Here is a 17,698-nt window from a genome sequence, read left to right on the forward strand (position 1 = left end):
GAAAGAGGGAGAAGCCTGATATGGCCACCAGTCTCATCCGCAGCCGCGCCACCATCACGGGAACGAAGGACCGCCTGTCCTGGAACGAGATCAAGGATGGCGCCGTGCTGCAAGAGGATGGCGTGATCGTCGCCGTCGGGACCTATGACGACTTGCACCGCAAGCATCCGACCGTGCCAGTCATCGGCAGCGGCAAGGAGATCCTGCTGCCGGGTTTCGTCAATGGCCATCACCATGTCGGCCTGACTCCGGTCCAGCTCGGCTCGCCCGACATGCCGCTCGAACTCTGGTTCATCACCCGCATGGTGATCCGTAACCTCGATCTCTATCTCGACACGCTCTATTCGGCGTTCGAGATGATCGGCTCGGGCATCACCACGGTGCAGCATATCCATGGCTGGATGCCGGGGACGCTGCCGGAGGTCGAGAAGCGGTCAGGCGACGTCATCCGCGCCTATGAGGATGTCGGCATGCGCGTCAGCTACTGCTACGCCGTGCGCGACCAGAACCGGCTCGTCTACCAGGCCGACGAGGAATTCGTGGCCAGCCTGCCCGCCGAGCTGCAGGGACCGATGAAGAAGTGGTTCGACCGCTTCAAGATGAGCCTCGACGATGCGATGGATCTCTTCAAGTCGTTCCACTCCCAGCACCACAACAAGCGCCGGGTGAAGATCCAGCTCGCGCCGGCCAACCTGCACTGGTGCTCGGACACGGCGCTGACCAAGCTCTCCGACGCGTCGGCGTCCTACAACGTGCCGATGCACATGCATCTGGTCGAGACGGCCTACCAGAAGGAGTATGCCTGGCGTCGCGGCAACTGCACCGCGCTCGAATATATCGACCGCTTCGGCATGGTGAACGAGCGGCTGACGCTGGGTCACGGCGTGTGGTTGAACGAAAAGGACATCGACCGGCTCGCCGCCGCCAAGGGCTGCGTCTGCCACAACTGCTCCTCCAACTTCCGGCTGCGGTCCGGCGTGGCGGCGCTGAACTTCTTCGAAAAGAGGGGCATCAATACCGCCATCGGCCTCGACGAGGCCGGCATCAACGACGATCGCGACATGCTGCAGGAGCTGAAGCTGGTGCTGCGGGCGCATCGTGTCCCCGGCATGGTCGAGGAGGATGTGCCGACCATGTCCCAGGTGCTGCGCATGGCGACGGTGGGCGGCGCCCGCACGACGCCCTATGGCGAAACGCTCGGGACGCTCGAGGTGGGCAAGGCGGCCGACATGGTGCTGCTCGACTGGGACAGCATCGCCTATCCCTATCTCGACGAACTGACTCCGACGCTCGATGCGGTGGTGCAGCGCGCGAAGCAACAGTCGGTCACCATGACCATGTGCGACGGCGAGGTGATCTACCAGGACGGCACGTTCACCAAGGTCGACCGCACGGCGGCGCTAAAGGCACTACACGACGATCTCACCAAGGCGCTCAGCGACGACGAAGTGGAGCGGCGCAAGCTCTCCAAGGCGCTGCTGCCGCACGCGCGGAAATTCTACGCCGACTACATCGACACCTCGAAGCACCAGCCGTTCTACCGGCCTAGCTCGATGGTGTGAGAGAGTCGGCGCGCCCGAGAGGCTCGGCTACAGGGCCGCTAGCCGTTGCAGGAGATGAGCCCGCACATTGTCGATATGTGCGTGCATTGCGTCGCGTGCTGCTTCGCCCTGGCCGCGCTCCAGCGCCTCGACGATAGCAAGATGCTCGGCGCATACCATATCGCGGTGCTCTGGCAAGCGACCTAGGCGAAACATCGCCGTTCGCTTGCGCAGATCGGCTATTGCGTTCGCCAGTACGGGGTTTCCCGAAGCCTGCGCGATGGCATCATGGAAGTCGCGATCGTCCTGATGGGCGGCATCGGCTAGTCCTTCCCGGCGTAGCCGGTCAATACGCTCACGAGCCGCGGCGAGTAACTTTGGTGAGATCTTGCCTGCAGCGAGTCGTGCCGCCTCACCCTCCAACAGGCGGCGGACCGCGAGAGCATGCAGGAACTCCTCCATAGAATAGGGCCTCACGACCAAGGCGCCGGTTCGTTGACGCTCCAGCGTGCCTTCGCCTTCAAGTCGCCTCACAGCCTCGCGCACCGGGGTGCGCGACATGTCGAGTCGGGCTGCGATCTGACGCTCGGTTACGAGCTCGCCCGGGGCGATGGTGCCGCGCAGAATCATGTCGAGAAGCGCGCCATAAGCGATGGCCGAGAGGCTTCTGCTCTCACTGTTGACGTTATCGCGTTTCACTAAGCCGTCCATTATGTAAGTGGTATACCAGTTGCATCCCATCCAGGCCAATGCTAATTGGCGACCCCTGGAGGACGTAAAATGATGGTCGCCGCGGGCAATGACGAGATTCGCATCCTCACACCTTCAGGGATGCTGGGCTACGGCTTCCCGGTCGAGCACCTCCGGCTCGGCCTCGCGCAAAAGCCCCATGCCATCACTATCGATTCCGGCTCGACGGACTCGGGCCCGCAGAAGCTCGGACTGGGCGAGATGACCTGCAGCCGCGAGGCCTACCTGAAGGACCTCGAGGTCCTGCTGGAGGCACAGAAAGAGGGGCGTGTGCCACTTCTGATCTCCTCCGCCGGAGGCGACGGCAGCAATCTCCACGTCGATGTCTTTCGCGATATGATCGCTGACATCGCGCATAAGCGCGGCTGGCGGTTCAAGCTGGCTCGCATCTATGCCGATATTGACAAGGATCATATCCGCCGCGAACTGAAAGCGGGGCGAATCGAGCCGCTCGGTCCGGTGCCGCTGCTTGATCCGCGCGAGATCGAGGCGGCGACGGTTGTCGTGGCGCAGATGGGCGCTGAGCCTTTCCAGAAGGCACTCGACGAGAGCGAAGGTGTCGACGTGATCGTCAGCGGCCGCGCCTATGATCCCTCGCCAACTGCCGCCATGGCGATCCGCGCCGGCTTCGATCCCGCGCTCGCTTGGCATATGGGCAAGATTATGGAGTGCGGCGCGCTATGTGCCGAACCGGTGGGACGTTGCGTCATCGGCTACCTGCGGCACGATCACTTCGAGATCGAGCCGCTCAATCCGGCCGAGCGCTGTACCACTGCCTCGGTTGCGGCTCATACACTCTACGAAAAATCCCATCCCTTTCTGCTCGCCGGTCCTGGCGGAACGTTAGATCTCTCGAATTGCAAGTACGAGCAGATGACCGACCGCCGTGTGCGTGTCTCGGGTAGCCGCTTCAATTCAGGGGCGCGCTACACAGTGAAGCTCGAGGGAGCAAAAACTGCGGGCTGGCGCAGCATCTTCATCGCCGGCGCCCGCGATCCGATCTTCATCGGCCAAATTGATTCGATTCTCGAGAGGGTGATCGCGCAGGCCCGCGCCTATTTCAGGGATGTGCCGGAGGAGACCTACCGCATTGTCCCGCACATCTACGGCAAAAACGGAGTCATGGGCGACCTCGAGCCGGTGAAGGTGCCGGCACACGAGCTTTGCATCATCGTGGAGGTCGCGGCGGCGACGCAAGCTCTGGCGACCGCGATTTGCGGCAAACTGCGGACCGGCCTGATGCACGCACCCTATCCTGGCCGGATCGCCACCGCAGGCAACCTCGCTTCCCCATTTACCCCGCTCGAGATTCCGCTCGGCCAAGCGTGTGAATTCAACGTCTACCACCTGATGACGGTCGACAGCCCTACCGCCCTGTTTCCGATCAGGTACGAGGAAATCGCGTGACAACCATACCTACGCCATTGCGGAACATCGCCAAGGTCGTGCGCAGCAAGAACGCCGGCCCATTCGAAATCACGTTCGATATCATCTTCAAGTCGAGGGAAGACTACGAGGCAGTAAGGAAGAGCGGCATCATCACGAAGGAGCTGGTTTCCGAGCTCTACGGCGTGCCGAGCCAGGCGATCATCACATTCGGCTTCTTCGACCTCGTCAACGCCGTGAAGATCACGTTGCCGCGGCCGCGCGTGCAAGGCGGCGTCGGTGAGACCGACATGCACGCCGCCCAGCAACACGTGCCGCTGCAGGAAATCCGCATCCCGTGGCGAGAGTCGGCTGACTGATCGATGTAAGGCATCAGGCCGCCAAGGGCGGAAATCAATGAAATTGAAAGGGAGCGAACAGTGGAGACGTCGTGCGAACAGGCGGAATCGATCTCGGCTCGCATCGATCGACTTCCCGAATGTCGCGCCGTCTGGGCTTTCCCTATCGTCGCCTCGTTTGCCGGCATCTTCGAGGTCTACGATCTCTACGAGACGGCATATCTTCCTCTTGGTCTTGCTCACGACGGCATCTTCACGGGTGGCCATAGCGGATTGCTCGGCATTACAGATCAGGCGACCTTCGCCGCCGCCACTTTTTTCGGGATGTTCCTCGGCTCCCTGATCTTCTCGTCCGTGTCGGATCGCTTCGGTCGTCGTCCGATTTTTCTGTGGGCTCTCGTTGGATACAGCGTCGCCTCCCTAGCTATGGCGGGGCAAACGACCGCAATCGGCGTCAATCTGTGTCGGCTGCTAGCCGGCGTGGGGCTCGGTGTGGAACTGGTGACGATCGACACCTACCTGGTCGAGATCGTCCCCAAGACTTTCCGCGGCAAGGTGTTTGCCATCTTCCATTTCGTGGCCTATCTCGGCATCCCGTTACTGGCGCTGCTCGCCTACTTCCTGATCCCGATCAGTCCATTCGGTGTCTCGGGCTGGCGATGGATCGCGGTGATCGGCGGTTCCGGCGCGATGGTGGTATGGTGGCTTCGCCGAAAGTTGCCGGAGTCGCCGCGTTGGTTGGCCCAACAGGGCCGGATTGCGGAAGCCGAAGCCCTGCTCACAGCGCTCGAACGGCGTGTCGAGGCAGAGCTACGCCGTCCTCTTTCAATTCCGTTGCCGACAGCTTTCGTGCCGCCCCGCGATGGCGCGTTCACGGATATCTTCCGGCCCCCCTTGATGCGCTTCACAATCATGCTTCTGGTCTTCAACTTTTTTCAGACCATCGGCTTTTTCGGATTCACGAATTGGCTGCCCACCTTGCTCGCGGCACAAGGACATTCGGTAACAAAAAGCCTGCTCTACTCGTTGGCCGTAGCCGTCTCATTCCCGATCTGGCCGCTGCTCTGGAGTTTTACCGTGGCCGATCGCTTCGAGCGCAAGTGGTTGATCGTGTTCTCGTCGGGCGTCACAGCTGGATTGGGACTCCTCTTCTCCATTCTCACGAGCGGTCCGCTCCTTGTTGCTTGTGGAGTCCTGATTGCGGGCGCCAACACCTTGCTGTCATTTTCCTATCATCCCTATCAAGCCGAGCTCTACCCGACGCATATCCGCGCAAGAGCCGTCGGCTTTGTCTATTCGTTCAGCCGCCTTTCTACCGTGTTGACGAGTTACCTGATCGCGTTCTTCCTGACGAACACCGGTCCGACCGGCGTGTTCGTCTTCATCTCCATCAGTATGCTGCTCGTCATGTTGTCGATCGGTCTGTTCGGACCGCGTACGCGCGGCCGTGCCCTGGAGGAAATCGAGCAATCCCGGCGCAATGGACAAGCCGTCTATGCCGCCTGTCGCGATTCCGAAAAGCGGTAAGGACCGGAATCGGTTGACCGGCCTTGGGCGCGGTAGATTGCGCCCATGCTGGGCTCCGCGATCCTCGTCTTTCCTGCGTCGACATGGGCGTGCCCGAGCAGGCGCTCCATTTTATTTCCATTTATTAAAGCGTCACTTTTCGTAACTACGCCTCAGCCGGGCGATGTAGAAACCGTCGATGCCGCCGCGCTCGGTCCACATCGAGGGCAGGGTGCGGACGTCGCCTTTTGGCGTGATGGCTTCGGCAAGGCCGGGCAACTCGTCGGCCGCGATCAGCACGCGCTCGACGCGGCGGTCGCGTGCCAGCAGCGCTTCGATGCGGGCCGGGCCCTCGTCCTCCTGCAGCGAGCACACGGCATAGACCAAGGTGCCGCCCGGCTTCAGCAGATCGAGCGCATGGAGCAGCAACCGATCCTGGGTCACGGCGAGCCGGTCGACGTCGTATTCGTCCTTGAGCCAGGCGATGTCGGGATGACGGCGCAAGGTGCCCGTGCCGGAGCAGGGGGCGTCGAGCAGGATGGCGTCGAATTTCTCGGTCGGCAGCCATTTGGTGGCGTCGGCCGTCACCAGCTCTGCCTTCAGGCCGGCGCGCATGAGGTTGTCGCCAAGCCGGGCCATGCGCCGGGCCGAGATATCGACCGCGGTGACGGCCGCGCCAGCCGCGCAAAGCTGCAGCGTCTTGCCGCCCGGAGCGGCACAAAGGTCGGCCACGCGCTTGCCAGCAATGTCGCCCAACAGGCGCGCCGGCAGGGCGGCGGCGGCGTCCTGCACCCACCAGGCGCCCTCGGCAAAGCCTGGCAGCTCGGTGATGTTGCCGCCGGCACCCCGACGGATCGTGCCGGTCGGCAATACCTCCGCCTCCAGTCGGCCGGCCCAGAATGCCGCATCGGTGCGCGGCGTCAGGTCGAGCGGCGCTTCGCTGAGATGGGCGGCGGCGATGGCGCGTGTGGCTGCCTCGCCATAGGCCTCCATCCAGCTCTCCCACAGCCACAGCGGCGTGTTCAAGCGCGCCGCATCGTGATCGCCGAGCGGGACCGTCCCCTCGCGCGCGACGCGGCGCAGGACGGCATTCACCAGCCCCTTCAGGTGCGGCAGGTGGGCGCCTTCGACAAGGCGTACGGAGGTATCGACAGCGGCATGGGCTGGCGTGCCAAGGAACAGGAGTTGCACAGCTCCCAGCCTCAGCACCTGATGGCCCAGCGCATTCGCCCCTTCGAGAGGACGCGCGACCAGGCCCTTGAGCACGTCGTCGATCTCGCCCAGGCGGCGCAGGGTGGTGGCGAGCAGCAGGCGCACGAAAGCGCGATCACGCGGTTCGAGGCTGGCGAAACCCTGGTGCCGGGCGAGCGCGTCGTCGAGCGGTTGGCCCTTGTCCAGGCAGGCGATGAGAACCTCGAGCGCGGCGCGCCGGGAGGCGAGAGGAGTATCCATTGCCGGCGCTATAAACGCGGTTGGCGCGCTTGTCATGGGCCGGTATGTTTGGACAACAAACAATCGGGAGGAACGGCCATGAAAAAACAAGCAATGGCCTTGGCCATCGGCTTGCTGGGCGCGGCGATCGGCCTGCCAGCCTGGGCGCAGGACAAGGCGCAGGACAAGCCGGTCGACTTGAAAATCTCCATCTGGCTGCCACCAGCCCATCCGCTGGTTCCGGCGACCAAGGCCTGGGCCGAGGACATCAAGAGCGCGTCGGGTGGCAGCATCCGGTACGCGATCTTCCCCTCGGAGCAGCTCGGCAAGGCCTTCGATCATTATGACATGGCGCGCGACGGCATTGCCGACGTCACCTATGTCAATCCGGGCTACCAGCCGGGCCGCTTTCCCATCATCGCCGCGGGCCAGCTTCCGTTCATCTTTGCCGACGGTAAGAGGGGTACGGTGGCCGTCGACACCTGGTATCGCAAGCATGCGGCCAAGGAGATGGCGGACACGCATTTCTGCTTCGCCTTCATCCACGATCCCGGCGCCTATCACGGCCGCAAGAAGGTAGTGATGCCGGAAGACCTTAAGGGGATGAAGCTGCGGCCGGCCCAGAGCACGATCGGCCAGATGGTGACGGCGCTGGGCGGTACCAACGTGCAGGCCTCGGCGCCGGAGGCGCGTGACGTCCTGGAGCGCGGCGTCGCCGATGCGATCTTCTTCCCCTGGGGCTCGATGTTCCTGTTCGGCCTCGACAAGGTGACCAAGTACGACATGGACGTGCCGCTCTACACGACCGTGTTCACCTACTCGATGAACAAGGCCAAGTACGACGCCATGTCGCCGGCGCAGAAGAAGGTGATCGACGACCACTGCACCACCGAATGGGCGCTCAAGGTGTCGTCGCCGTGGAACGACTTCGAGGCTGCCGGTCGCGAGAAGATGAAGGCCGACAAGGCGCACGAGGTCTATCAGCTCACGCCCGATCAGCTCAACGCGTGGAAAACGGCCACGGCACCGCTGCAGAAGCAGTGGGCGGAGGCCGTCACCAAGGCCGGCAGCGATGCCGACGCCTTATGGAAGGAGTTCAAGGCCGATGTGGAGAAGGCTGGCGCGGGGCTGTGAGCGCGGAATCGCATCCGGCTCATAAAGTCGGCGCTTCGCGGCCGGTGCGAGGCATCATGGATCGCATCATCGACACGATCGAGGCGATCGCAGCGCTGTTCGTCGGGCTGGTGGCGGCCGATATCTTCCTCTCGGTCCTGCTGCGGCGTTTCTTCAGCATCCAGATCCCTGACAGCTATGACTTCGGCCGTATGCTGCTGGGCATCCTGATCTTCTGGGGCATCGCCGCCACCTCCTATCGCGGTACGCACATCACCGTCGATCTGGTGTGGGCGCAGGCCAACCGCCGATGGAAGCGCGTGATCGATATCTTCGCCACGCTGGTCCTGCTGTTCGTGGTGACGGTGCAGACCTACACGCTGTTCGACAAGGTCCGCTCGACCTATGTCGACCATGTGCTGACCTTCGATCTCGGGCTGCCGACCTGGCCGTTCTTCGCCGTGGCCTGGATCGGGGACGTGTCGGCCGTGGTGCTGATCGCCATCCGGACCTTCCGGCTGATCGTCCATCCCGAAGAGATGCGCGAGTCGAGACCGGTCTCCCGATGAGTCCCGACACCGTCGCCATCATCGGCTTCCTGGTCCTGTTCGCGTTGATGCTGCTGCGGGTGCCTGTCGGCATGGCGATGGGATTGGTCGGCGTCAGCGGTTATGCCTACCTGTCCGGCGGCGCGCCGGCGCTCAAGCTGGTCGGCCTCACCTCCATGCGGACCGTGACGGACTACCAGTTCGGCGTCATCCCGATGTTCCTGCTGATGGGCGCCTTCGTATCGCACTCAGGCGTGAGCCGGGAGCTGTTCCGGGCGGCCAACACCTTCATCGGTCATCGCCGCGGCGGGCTCGGCCTGGCGACTATCCTGTCGTGTGGCGGGTTCGCCGCCATCTCCGGCTCCTCGGTGGCAACGGCGGCAACCTTCTCGACGGTCGCCTATCCCGAGATGCGCCGCTACGGCTATCCGCAGAGCTTCGCCACCGGAGTCATCGCTGCCGGCGGCACGCTCGGAGCCATGCTGCCGCCCTCGACCGTGCTTGCCGTCTACGGCCTCATCACCCAGCAGGATATCGGCAAGCTGTTCATGGCCGGCATCCTGCCCGGCATCCTCGCCATGTCGATGTACCTGACGACCATCGCGGTCATCTGCCGGGTGAAGCCCGATCTGCTGCCGATCGCCCCCAAGGCGCCATGGTCGGAGCGGCTGGCCGGACTGCGCGACGTCTGGGCGCCGCTGCTGCTCTTCGTGTTCGTGATCGGCGGTCTCTATGGCGGCATCTTCACCCCCACCGAGGCCGGTGGCGTCGGGGCAGGGGGCGCCTTCCTGCTCGGGGTGCTGCGGGGCCGACTGGGACGGTCCGAGATCCGGGCCTCGCTGTTGCAGGCCACCCGGACGGCCGCCGCTGTCTTCACCGTCCTGATCGGTGCCTTGCTGTTCGGGTATTTCCTGACAATCACCCAGGTGCCGCAGACGGTGACCGAGTTCCTGACCAGCCTCGGCATCGGCCGTTACGGCGTGCTGGCCCTGATCATGCTGATGTATCTGGTGCTGGGCTGCCTCATGGATGCCATGGCCATGATCATCCTGACCGTGCCCATCATCTTCCCGGTGGTGACCCAGCTTGGCTTCGATCCGATCTGGTTCGGCGTCATCATCGTCATGACCGTGGAACTGGGGCTGATCCACCCGCCGGTGGGCATGAACGTGTTCGTGATCAAGAGCGTGGTGCAGGACGTCACGTTTTCGTCAATCTTCAAGGGCGTACTGCCTTTCATCGCGACCGATATCCTGCGACTCGTTATCCTGATCGCGTTCCCGGTCATCGCGCTCTGGCTGCCCGGCCGCATGTAACGCTATCGTGCGGCCCGAAAGGATTTTTGTATGAAGAGAGTTGGTAGCTTCCTCGGCGACTGGTGGCGGCTGGTCATTCCCTATTTCCGGTCCGAGGACTGGCGGTGGGCGATCCCGCTCCTGATCGGAGCGATTGCGCTCACCTTTACCGGGGTTGGCCTCGAAGTCCTCTTCAACCAGTGGAACCGCCGCTTCTACGACGCGCTCCAGAACAAGAACGAGGCGGCATTCTGGCACGAGATCCTGGTCTTCTCGATCCTGGCGGCGTTCTTCATCCTGAACGCGATTTCGCGCGGACTGGTCAGCCCCTATCTGCGCCTGCGCTGGCGGCGATGGCTGACCGGCTACTATCTCAAGCACTGGCTGGACGGGCGGGGCTACTACCGCATCGAGCTGCAGCGGACGATCGACAATGTCGACCAGCGCGTCGCCGAGGACCTCAACTATCTCGGCCAATATACGATGCAGCTCCTGCTCGGCTTTCTGAGCGCCGTCGCCACGCTGTTCTCCTTCATCTTCATCCTTTGGACCCTTTCGGGGCCGCTTCACCTCGGCATCATCGGCCTCGACGTCAACGTTCCGGGCTACATGGCCGTGGCCGCCATCATCTACGCGGTCGCCGGCTCCTTCCTGGCGAACCTCGTCGGCCGCCGCCTGATCCCGTTGAACTTCATGCGCCAGCGCTACGAGGCGAACTTCCGCTTCGGCCTGGTGCGTGTCCGCGAGAACGCCGAGGGCATCGCCCTCTATCGCGGTGAGCCGGGCGAACGGCAGGCCTTGAACGAGCGGTTCAGCGACATCTTCCGCAACGGATGGCAGGTGCTGGTAACCCAGCTTCAGCTCAGCTTTTACCAGTCGGGCTATGCACAGCTAGCCATCATCTTCCCCTATCTCGTCACCGCTCCACGCTTCTTCACTGGGGCGATCACCTTGGGCGTCATGATGCAGACGGCGTCGGCATTCGGACAGGTGCAGGGCGCATTGTCCTTCTTCGTCGACAACTACACGAGCCTCGCCGAACTGCGGGCCGTGATGGACCGTCTCAAGGGCCTGCGGGCAGCCAGCGCCGAAAGACCGGCGACGGCCATCGAGATCGAGCCGAAGCCAGGCCTCTCCGACGTTACCGTCGACGATCTGACGCTTGCGCTGCCGACCGGTCAGGCGCTGCTCAAGCACCTGACGCTGCCGCTGAAGAAGGGGCGATCGGTCCTGGTGGAAGGCACGAGCGGTTCGGGCAAGAGCACGCTGTTCCGGGCCCTGGCCGGCATCTGGCCCTATGGCAGCGGCCATGTGCGCATTCCCGAGAATGCACGCGTGCTGTTCCTGCCGCAGAAGCCCTACATTCCGATCGGCTCGCTGCGCGATGCCGTGAAGTATCCCGACGAGCAATCGACTGCCACGGACGGCGAGATCGCCGAGGCGCTACGGGCCGTGCAACTCGGTCATCTCACGGACCGCCTCGACGAAGTCACGCATTGGACCAACGTCCTGTCCGGCGGTGAGCAGCAGCGGTTGGCGGCCGCCCGAGCCATCGTCTTCAAGCCGGAATGGCTGTTCATGGACGAGGCGACGGCGTCGCTCGACGAGGCGGCGGAGGAGACCGTCTATGACGCGCTGAGGAAGCGGCTGCCCGATACGACCATGATCTCGATCGGGCATCGTCCGGCACTGCGCAAATGGCACGACGCGCAACTCGAACTCCGGCGCGAGCCGGGCCAGGTCGGCACCCTGGTCGAGGTGCCGGCCTGAGGTCGCTCTACTGGGTCACGACCCAGGCGAGCGAAAGAAGGACGATGAAGACGCCGACCCACAGCCAGGCCACGGTCGGACCGGCCCGGCTGCCTTCATCGCGTAGGACGAGCAAGACCCCGCCGAGCAGGCCCAGGACAAGGCCGACCGCGCCGCCGATCACGCCGATGTTCATGTAGACGGCACTTTCGAGGGGGCCGAATACTTCGCGGGCGACGGCTGTCGATGCCAGCGCCGCGAGGGGAGCGAGGATGAGCGCTCCCCCTATGCCCCCAAGGGCGGCGAAGATCGACTTGGTCAGCGCAGGCTCGCGTTGATGCGTTCGAGCGCTGCGGTTCCGGGGCAGAGGTCGGCCGTCTGCAGGCTATTGAGTGGCGCCTCGACCGTGTTGAGGTTGGCGTGCAGGTCCCGCGAGCTGGGATCGACATAGAGCAGGCCGGTCACGACCTCGCCGGCCGCCAGGCCTTCCTGCACCCGCTTCATGGCAGCGATCTTGTCGGAAGGATCGTAGTCCTCGCCGAGCTTGCGCAGGCGCAGGATCGACCCGTCGTGCTGCTCGACCGTTGTCGCGGTGCCGGGCTCGTACTCGGTGGTGATCTCGTCGCGGCCCTCGATGAAGTCGAGCCGATTCAGCGCCTCGTTGTGCTCGCGCACATACTCGTAGCTCTTGGTCGAGCCGGCGTGGTTGTTGAAGGCGACGCAGGGGCTGATGACGTCGAGGAAGGCGGCGCCCTTGTGCGACAGCGCGGCCTTGATCAGCGGGACGAGCTGATGCTTGTCGCCGGAGAAGGAGCGGCCCACGAACGTGGCGCCCATCAGGATCGCCATCGACACCATGTCGATCGAGGAGTCGGGGTTGCTGACGCCCTTCTTGCTGATCGAGCCCTTGTCGGCGGTCGCCGAGAACTGGCCCTTGGTGAGGCCATAGACGCCGTTGTTCATGACGATGTAGGTCATGTTGACGCCGCGGCGCATGATGTGCGCGAACTGGCCGAGACCGATCGAGGCCGAATCGCCGTCGCCCGACACGCCGAGATAGATCAGGTCACGGTTGGCGAGGTTGGCGCCGGTCATCACCGACGGCATACGCCCGTGCACGGTGTTGAAGCCATGGCTGGCGCCGATGAAGTAGGTCGGCGCCTTGGACGAGCAGCCGATGCCCGACAGCTTGGCGACCTGGTGTGGCAGGATGTCGAGCTCGAAGCAGGCCTGGATGATGGCGGCGCTGATCGAGTCGTGGCCGCAGCCGGCGCACAGCGTCGACACCGCGCCCTCGTAGTCGCGACGGGTGAAGCCGGCCTTGTTCTTGACCAGCGACGGATGGTGCAGCTTGGGCTTGGCGATGAAGGTCATGACGCAGCCTTGTCGAACGAAACCACCTTGGACTGGCCGATCTTCTGGGCGATATCGGCCGCGATGAAGCGCGCCGTGATCGGCGTGCCGTCATAGTGGAGGACGGGAACGAGCTTGCGCGCGTCGAGCGTGAACTCGTTCATGATCATGGAGCGGAGCTGGCCGTCGCGGTTCTGCTCTACCACGAACACCTTGTCGTGCTCGTGGATGAAGTCCTCGACCGCCTGACTGAAGGGGAAGGACCGCACGCGCAGCGCGTTGACGTGGTTGCCGTCGGCCTCGAGATGGTCGAGCGCCTCTGCCATGGCCGGGCTGGTCGAGCCGAAATAGATCACGCCGTAGCGCGTCGGCTTGGGCGAAGAGTAGCGCAACGGCTGTGGCGCGATCTTCGCCGCGGTCGCGAACTTCTTCTGCAACCGCTCCATGTTGCGCACATAGACCGGGCCTTCCTCGGAATAGCGCGCGTACTCATCCTTGGTCGTGCCGCGGGTAAAGTACGAACCCTTGGTGGGATGCGTGCCGGGATAGGTGCGGTAGGGGATGCCGTCGCCGTCGACGTCGAGATAGCGGCCGAAGTTCTTGCCGGCCTCCAGTTCCGCCGCGGTCATCACCTTGCCACGGTCGTGGACGCGCTTGTCGTCCCATTCGAACGGCTTGCAGAGGCGATGGTTCATGCCGATGTCGAGATCGGTCATGACGAAGATCGGCGTCTGCAGCCGGTCGGCGAGATCGAGTGCCTCGGCGGTGAACTCGAAGCATTCCCGCGGATCTTCCGGGAACAGCAGCACGTGCTTGGTGTCGCCGTTGGAGGCGTAGGCGCAGGACAGCAGGTCAGACTGCTGCGTGCGTGTCGGCATGCCGGTCGAGGGACCGCCGCGCTGCACGTTCACGATCACTGCCGGCACTTCGGCGAAGTAAGCGAGGCCGATGAACTCGGTCATCAGCGAGATGCCCGGGCCCGAGGTCGCGGTGAAGGCGCGCGCGCCGTTCCAGCCGGCGCCGATCACCATGCCGATCGAGGCCAGCTCGTCCTCGGCCTGCACGATGGCGTACCTGGCCTTGCCCGTCTCCTTGTCGTGGCGCAGCCGCTTGCAATGGGCCGCGAAGGCTTCGGCCAGCGAGGAGGAGGGCGTGATCGGGTACCAGGCGCAGACCGTGGCGCCACCATAGACCGCGCCCAGCGCCGCCGCGCTGTTGCCCTCGACGAAGATGCGGTTGCCGACATTGTCGGCACGGCGGACCTTGAGCTTCACCGACGCCGGATCGAGATGCTGCTTAGCCCAGTCGCGGCCGAGATGCAGCGCCTTGACGTTGGAATCGAGCAGCTTCTCCTTGCCCTTGTACTGCTCGCCGAACAGCCGTTCGATCTCGGCCGGATCGATATCCAGCAGCACCGACAGCGCGCCGACATAGATGATGTTCTTGAACAGCTGCCGCTGGCGGGCGTCGGTGTAGGTGGCGTTGCAGATCGCCGTCAGCGGCACACCGATGACGTTGATGTCCTCGCGAAAGGCGGAGGAGGGCATCGGCTTGGTCGAATCGTAGAACAGGTATCCGCCCGGCTCGATCTCCTTGACGTCCTGCGCCCAGGTCTGCGGGTTCATGGCCACCATGAGATCGACGCCACCGCGCCGGCCGAGATAGCCCTTCTCGGTGACCCGGACCTCGTACCAGGTCGGCAGGCCCTGGATGTTCGACGGGAAGATGTTGCGCGGGCTGACGGGGACGCCCATGCGCAGGATCGAGCGGGCGAATAGCTCGTTGGCCGAGGCCGATCCGGATCCGTTGACGTTCGCGAACTTGACGACGAAATCGTTAACGGCAGTCAGTGCTTGCGGCATGCATGCTCCGCGTGAGTCATTTCCATGTAGTACTTGCGCATGTCCCACGCACCGGTCGGGCAGCGCTCGGCGCACAATCCGCAATGCAGGCAGACATCCTCGTCCTTGACCATGACGCGGCCGGTCTTGAGGCCGTCGCCGACATACAGATCCTGCGTCGGATTGGGCGCCGGCGCATTGAGCCGGCCGCGCAGGTCCTTCTCGTCACCGTTCTCGGTGAAGGTGATGCAATCCATCGGACAGATATCGACGCAGGCGTCGCACTCGATGCAGAGCTTGCCCGTGAACACGGTCTGCACGTCGCAGTTCAGGCAGCGCTGCGCTTCCTTGAAGGCAAGCTCGGGATCGAAGCCGAGCTCGACCTCGGCCATGATGTCCTTCAGCGCATCGAGCTTCGGCCGATGCGGAACCTTGAAGCGATGGTCGACAGTCGGAGCGTTGTCGTAGCTCCACTCGTGGATGCCCATCTTCTGGCTGACGATGTTGACGCCCGGAGCGGGGCGCTCCTCGACATTCTCGCCGGACAGCAGCTTGTGGATCGAGGTCGCGGCCTCGTGCCCGTGCGCGGCGGCCCAGATGATGTTCTTGGGGCCGAATGCGGCGTCGCCGCCGAAGAACACGTTCTTCACCGTGCTCTGCAGGGTCTTCTCGTCGAGCTGGGGCAGACCCCAGCGGTCGAACTCGATGCCGGCGTCCTTCTCGATCCAGGGGAAGGCATTTTCCTGGCCGATCGCGACAAGGACGTCGTCGCACTCGTGGAACTCGTCGGGTTCGCCCGACGGTACCAGCGAGCGGCGGCCCTTGGCGTCGTATTCGGCCTTCACCTTCTCGAACAGCACGCCTTTGATCTTGCCGTTGTCGTGCTTCACTTCCTTGGGCACCAGGAAGTTCAGGATGGGGATGTCCTCGCCCATCGCGTCTTCCTTCTCCCATGGCGAGGCCTTCATCTCCTCGAAGCCGGAACGGACGATCACCTTCACGTCCTCGCCGCCGAGCCGGCGCGCGGTGCGGCAGCAATCCATCGCGGTGTTGCCGCCACCCAGCACGATCACGCGCTTGCCGACTTTGGTCGTGTGGCCGAACGATACTGACGACAGCCAGTCGATGCCGATATGGATATTGGCCGCCGCTTCCTTGCGGCCGGGAACGTCCAGCTCGCGGCCGCGCGGTGCGCCGCAACCGACGAACACCGCGTCGTAGCCCTCGGCCGTCAGCTTCTTCAGCGAGTCGACGCGCTGGTGACGGAACTCGATGTTGCCGATGCCAGTGATGAAGCCGACTTCCTGATCAATCACCGACTCGGGCAGGCGGAAGTGGGGGATCTGGGTGCGGATGAAGCCGCCCAGCTTGGGATCCTGATCGTAGATCACGATCTCATAACCCAGCACGGCAAGATCCCGCGCCACGGTCAGCGAGGAGGGGCCACCGCCGACGCAGGCCACACGCTTGCCGTTCTTGGCCGGCGCCTTGGGCATGCGCGTGCCGATGTCGTCATCCTTGTAATCGGCGGCGACGCGCTTCAGGCGGCAGATCGCCACCGGCTCCTTCTTGCCTTTGACCAGCGTCTCGTCCTCGACGCGGCTGCGGCGGCAAGCCGGTTCGCAGGGGCGATCACAGGTCCGGCCCAGGATTCCGGGGAAGACGTTCGACTTCCAGTTGATCATGTAGGCATCGGAATACCGGCCATGGGCGATGAGCCTTATGTATTCCGGAACCGGCGTGTGCGCCGGGCAGGCCCACTGGCAGTCGACGACCTTGTGGAAATAGTCGGGATTCGAGATGTCTGTCGGCTTCAAAACTGAACTCACTTCGGGGCTGCGGACCGCAGCGGCCGAGCTGGAATAAACGACGATTCACACTAACGCAAACAGGGTGCGCATTGGGGAGACTCGTACCCGTCACGTCAAGGATTCTATGTGCGATATGGTTGCTGCAGGACGGCAATTCCTTATGCGACAAAAGGTTTATCCCCAATCGATGGACGCGAACGATAGCGGCTGGGCGCGGTACCAGCCGCCCGTCGAAACATGGCGCTGAAGGCACTCACGCTTTCGTAGCCGAGTTCGAGCGCGACGCGGGTGACGGGCTCGCCACTACCGAGCCGACCCATCGCCTCCAGCACCCGTGCCTGTTGCCGCCAGGCGCCGAAGCTCAGCCCCGTCTGGCTCTGAAATTGTCTGGCGAGGGTGCGGGTGCTCAGATTCGCCGTGCCAGCCCATGCCTCGAGCGGCCGCGCGTCGCCCGGTGTTTCGAGCAGGGCCTGGCAGATCGCCCGCAGTCTGGCATCTCGCGGCATCGGTAATTGCAGCGGCAAAGATTGCAGCCCACTCAATTCGGCAAGGATGAGGGCGACGACATGCCCGGCCGGTCCGGCCTCGTCGTAGTGCAGAGGCAATTCTGTGGCGCGCACGATGAGCTCACGCAACAGGCCCGACACCGGCAGAACGCGGCACTCCCGAGGCATGAAGGCTGCCGCGTCATTGCGCAGGTAAAGCGTCCGCATCCGCACCTCGCCGAGCATGGCGATGCTGTGGGTCACGCCGGCGGGCATCCACAGCGCCCGCTGCGGCGGCACCACCCAGACGCTGTCGTCCGTGGCGACCCGCATGGTGCCCGCGGTCGCGTGGATCAGCTGGGCACGCTCATGGCGGTGCGGAAGGATCTCGGACCCGGGCGCGAAATCCTTGGGCATCGCGGCCAGCGCGCGCGGGACACACTGGTAATCGTCGGCATTCGTCGACCGCGTACCGGTGGCCTGTGCTTGTCCTTTTCGCGACATAAGTTGGCATTCTAGCGTAAGACAGCCAAGGGCGTCCCGCTTATTCT

General features: G+C 63.9%; 16 protein-coding genes. 8 read left to right on the forward strand and 8 right to left on the reverse strand.

Going from position 1 to position 17,698, the window contains the following annotated elements; translation table 11 throughout:
* The first annotated feature begins 20 nt into the window (after nucleotides 1-20).
* Nucleotides 21-1,562: an amidohydrolase family protein gene (locus tag B5D62_RS03200; protein WP_085932358.1), complete on the forward strand. Its 1,542-nt coding sequence runs from the start codon at nucleotides 21-23 to the stop codon at nucleotides 1,560-1,562.
* Nucleotides 1,563-1,589: 27 nt separating this feature from the next.
* On the opposite strand, the gene B5D62_RS03205 is transcribed toward B5D62_RS03200, so the two are convergent.
* Together B5D62_RS03205 and B5D62_RS33695 are read right to left on the reverse strand one after the other, a co-directional pair.
* Nucleotides 1,590-2,240, reverse strand: coding sequence for a GntR family transcriptional regulator (locus B5D62_RS03205; RefSeq protein ID WP_170920763.1), 651 nt, complete (start codon nucleotides 2,238-2,240; stop codon nucleotides 1,590-1,592).
* Between the two features lie 126 nt (nucleotides 2,241-2,366).
* Nucleotides 2,367-2,609: a hypothetical protein gene (locus B5D62_RS33695; protein WP_218190923.1), complete on the reverse strand. Its 243-nt coding sequence runs from the start codon at nucleotides 2,607-2,609 to the stop codon at nucleotides 2,367-2,369.
* Between B5D62_RS33695 and B5D62_RS03210 the strand changes: the two genes are divergently transcribed.
* Genes B5D62_RS03210 through B5D62_RS03220 form a run of 3 tightly spaced genes read left to right on the forward strand, consistent with a single transcriptional unit; the run spans nucleotide 2,493 to nucleotide 5,542 of the window.
* Entirely contained in the window at nucleotides 2,493-3,698 is a 1,206-nt protein-coding gene (locus tag B5D62_RS03210) for an acyclic terpene utilization AtuA family protein (protein ID WP_336470156.1), read from the forward strand. The two genes, B5D62_RS33695 and B5D62_RS03210, sit on opposite strands and share 117 nt — an antisense overlap.
* Complete coding sequence (locus B5D62_RS03215) at nucleotides 3,695-4,036, forward strand: DUF4387 domain-containing protein (RefSeq protein WP_218190925.1); 342 nt, start codon at nucleotides 3,695-3,697, stop codon at nucleotides 4,034-4,036. Before B5D62_RS03210 ends, B5D62_RS03215 begins: the two co-directional genes overlap by 4 nt.
* Before the next feature lie 60 nt (nucleotides 4,037-4,096).
* Nucleotides 4,097-5,542, forward strand: a complete 1,446-nt coding sequence (locus B5D62_RS03220) for an MFS transporter (protein WP_218190926.1) — start codon at nucleotides 4,097-4,099, stop codon at nucleotides 5,540-5,542.
* 132 nt (nucleotides 5,543-5,674) lie between these two features.
* Here the strand turns inward: B5D62_RS03220 and B5D62_RS03225 are convergent, their stop codons facing one another.
* Nucleotides 5,675-6,973: an RsmB/NOP family class I SAM-dependent RNA methyltransferase gene (locus B5D62_RS03225; RefSeq protein WP_085932361.1), complete on the reverse strand. Its 1,299-nt coding sequence runs from the start codon at nucleotides 6,971-6,973 to the stop codon at nucleotides 5,675-5,677.
* 78 nt (nucleotides 6,974-7,051) lie between these two features.
* Between B5D62_RS03225 and B5D62_RS03230 the strand changes: the two genes are divergently transcribed.
* From B5D62_RS03230 to B5D62_RS03245, 4 genes are read left to right on the forward strand one after another with little or no spacing between them, the layout of a single operon-like run.
* On the forward strand, nucleotides 7,052-8,086 hold the full coding sequence (locus B5D62_RS03230; protein ID WP_085932362.1) for a TRAP transporter substrate-binding protein: 1,035 nt from the start codon (nucleotides 7,052-7,054) through the stop codon (nucleotides 8,084-8,086).
* A 56-nt stretch (nucleotides 8,087-8,142) separates the two neighbouring features.
* Nucleotides 8,143-8,634, forward strand: a complete 492-nt coding sequence (locus B5D62_RS03235; RefSeq protein ID WP_085933503.1) for a TRAP transporter small permease — start codon at nucleotides 8,143-8,145, stop codon at nucleotides 8,632-8,634.
* Nucleotides 8,631-9,929, forward strand: coding sequence for a TRAP transporter large permease (locus B5D62_RS03240; protein WP_085932363.1), 1,299 nt, complete (start codon nucleotides 8,631-8,633; stop codon nucleotides 9,927-9,929). Before B5D62_RS03235 ends, B5D62_RS03240 begins: the two co-directional genes overlap by 4 nt.
* 30 nt (nucleotides 9,930-9,959) lie before the next feature.
* Nucleotides 9,960-11,678: an ABC transporter ATP-binding protein/permease gene (locus tag B5D62_RS03245; RefSeq protein ID WP_085932364.1), complete on the forward strand. Its 1,719-nt coding sequence runs from the start codon at nucleotides 9,960-9,962 to the stop codon at nucleotides 11,676-11,678.
* A gap of 7 nt (nucleotides 11,679-11,685) precedes the next feature.
* Here the strand turns inward: B5D62_RS03245 and B5D62_RS33275 are convergent, their stop codons facing one another.
* The 5 genes from B5D62_RS33275 to B5D62_RS03265 form a co-directional block, all read right to left on the reverse strand.
* The gene (locus B5D62_RS33275; protein ID WP_170920764.1) at nucleotides 11,686-11,853 is read right to left on the reverse strand and encodes a hypothetical protein; all 168 of its coding nucleotides are present in this window, start codon (nucleotides 11,851-11,853) and stop codon (nucleotides 11,686-11,688) included.
* Between the two features lie 122 nt (nucleotides 11,854-11,975).
* Entirely contained in the window at nucleotides 11,976-13,031 is a 1,056-nt protein-coding gene (locus B5D62_RS03250; RefSeq protein ID WP_085932365.1) for a 2-oxoacid:ferredoxin oxidoreductase subunit beta, read from the reverse strand.
* A complete protein-coding gene (locus B5D62_RS03255) occupies nucleotides 13,028-14,872 on the reverse strand; it encodes a 2-oxoacid:acceptor oxidoreductase subunit alpha (RefSeq protein WP_085932366.1) in 1,845 nt (614 codons plus the stop codon). The genes B5D62_RS03250 and B5D62_RS03255 overlap by 4 nt, the downstream gene beginning before the upstream one ends.
* Nucleotides 14,857-16,668 carry an FAD-dependent oxidoreductase gene (locus tag B5D62_RS03260; RefSeq protein WP_085932367.1) on the reverse strand — a complete coding sequence of 604 codons (1,812 nt, stop codon included), beginning with the start codon at nucleotides 16,666-16,668 and terminating at the stop codon, nucleotides 14,857-14,859. The genes B5D62_RS03255 and B5D62_RS03260 overlap by 16 nt, the downstream gene beginning before the upstream one ends.
* 152 nt (nucleotides 16,669-16,820) lie before the next feature.
* Nucleotides 16,821-17,651 carry an AraC family transcriptional regulator gene (locus B5D62_RS03265; RefSeq protein WP_085932368.1) on the reverse strand — a complete coding sequence of 277 codons (831 nt, stop codon included), beginning with the start codon at nucleotides 17,649-17,651 and terminating at the stop codon, nucleotides 16,821-16,823.
* Nucleotides 17,652-17,698 lie beyond the last annotated feature (47 nt).

Origin of the sequence: Enhydrobacter aerosaccus, assembly GCF_900167455.1 — a bacterium.
GTDB classification, from domain to species: domain Bacteria; phylum Pseudomonadota; class Alphaproteobacteria; order Reyranellales; family Reyranellaceae; genus Reyranella; species Reyranella aerosaccus.

Bases quoted from the DNA above. Each gene is read 5' to 3' on its own strand.
- B5D62_RS03200 (WP_085932358.1), top strand. From the start codon at position 21: ATGGCCACCAGTCTCATCCGCAGCCGCGCCACCATCACGGGAACGAAG.
- B5D62_RS03210 (WP_336470156.1), top strand. From the start codon at position 2,493: ATGACCTGCAGCCGCGAGGCCTACCTGAAGGACCTCGAGGTCCTGCTG.
- B5D62_RS03225 (WP_085932361.1), bottom strand. From the start codon at position 6,973: ATGGATACTCCTCTCGCCTCCCGGCGCGCCGCGCTCGAGGTTCTCATC.
- B5D62_RS03230 (WP_085932362.1), top strand. From the start codon at position 7,052: ATGAAAAAACAAGCAATGGCCTTGGCCATCGGCTTGCTGGGCGCGGCG.
- B5D62_RS03235 (WP_085933503.1), top strand. From the start codon at position 8,143: ATGGATCGCATCATCGACACGATCGAGGCGATCGCAGCGCTGTTCGTC.
- B5D62_RS03240 (WP_085932363.1), top strand. From the start codon at position 8,631: ATGAGTCCCGACACCGTCGCCATCATCGGCTTCCTGGTCCTGTTCGCG.
- B5D62_RS03245 (WP_085932364.1), top strand. From the start codon at position 9,960: ATGAAGAGAGTTGGTAGCTTCCTCGGCGACTGGTGGCGGCTGGTCATT.
- B5D62_RS33275 (WP_170920764.1), bottom strand. From the start codon at position 11,853: ATGAACATCGGCGTGATCGGCGGCGCGGTCGGCCTTGTCCTGGGCCTG.
- B5D62_RS03250 (WP_085932365.1), bottom strand. From the start codon at position 13,031: ATGACCTTCATCGCCAAGCCCAAGCTGCACCATCCGTCGCTGGTCAAG.
- B5D62_RS03255 (WP_085932366.1), bottom strand. From the start codon at position 14,872: ATGCCGCAAGCACTGACTGCCGTTAACGATTTCGTCGTCAAGTTCGCG.
- B5D62_RS03265 (WP_085932368.1), bottom strand. From the start codon at position 17,651: ATGTCGCGAAAAGGACAAGCACAGGCCACCGGTACGCGGTCGACGAAT.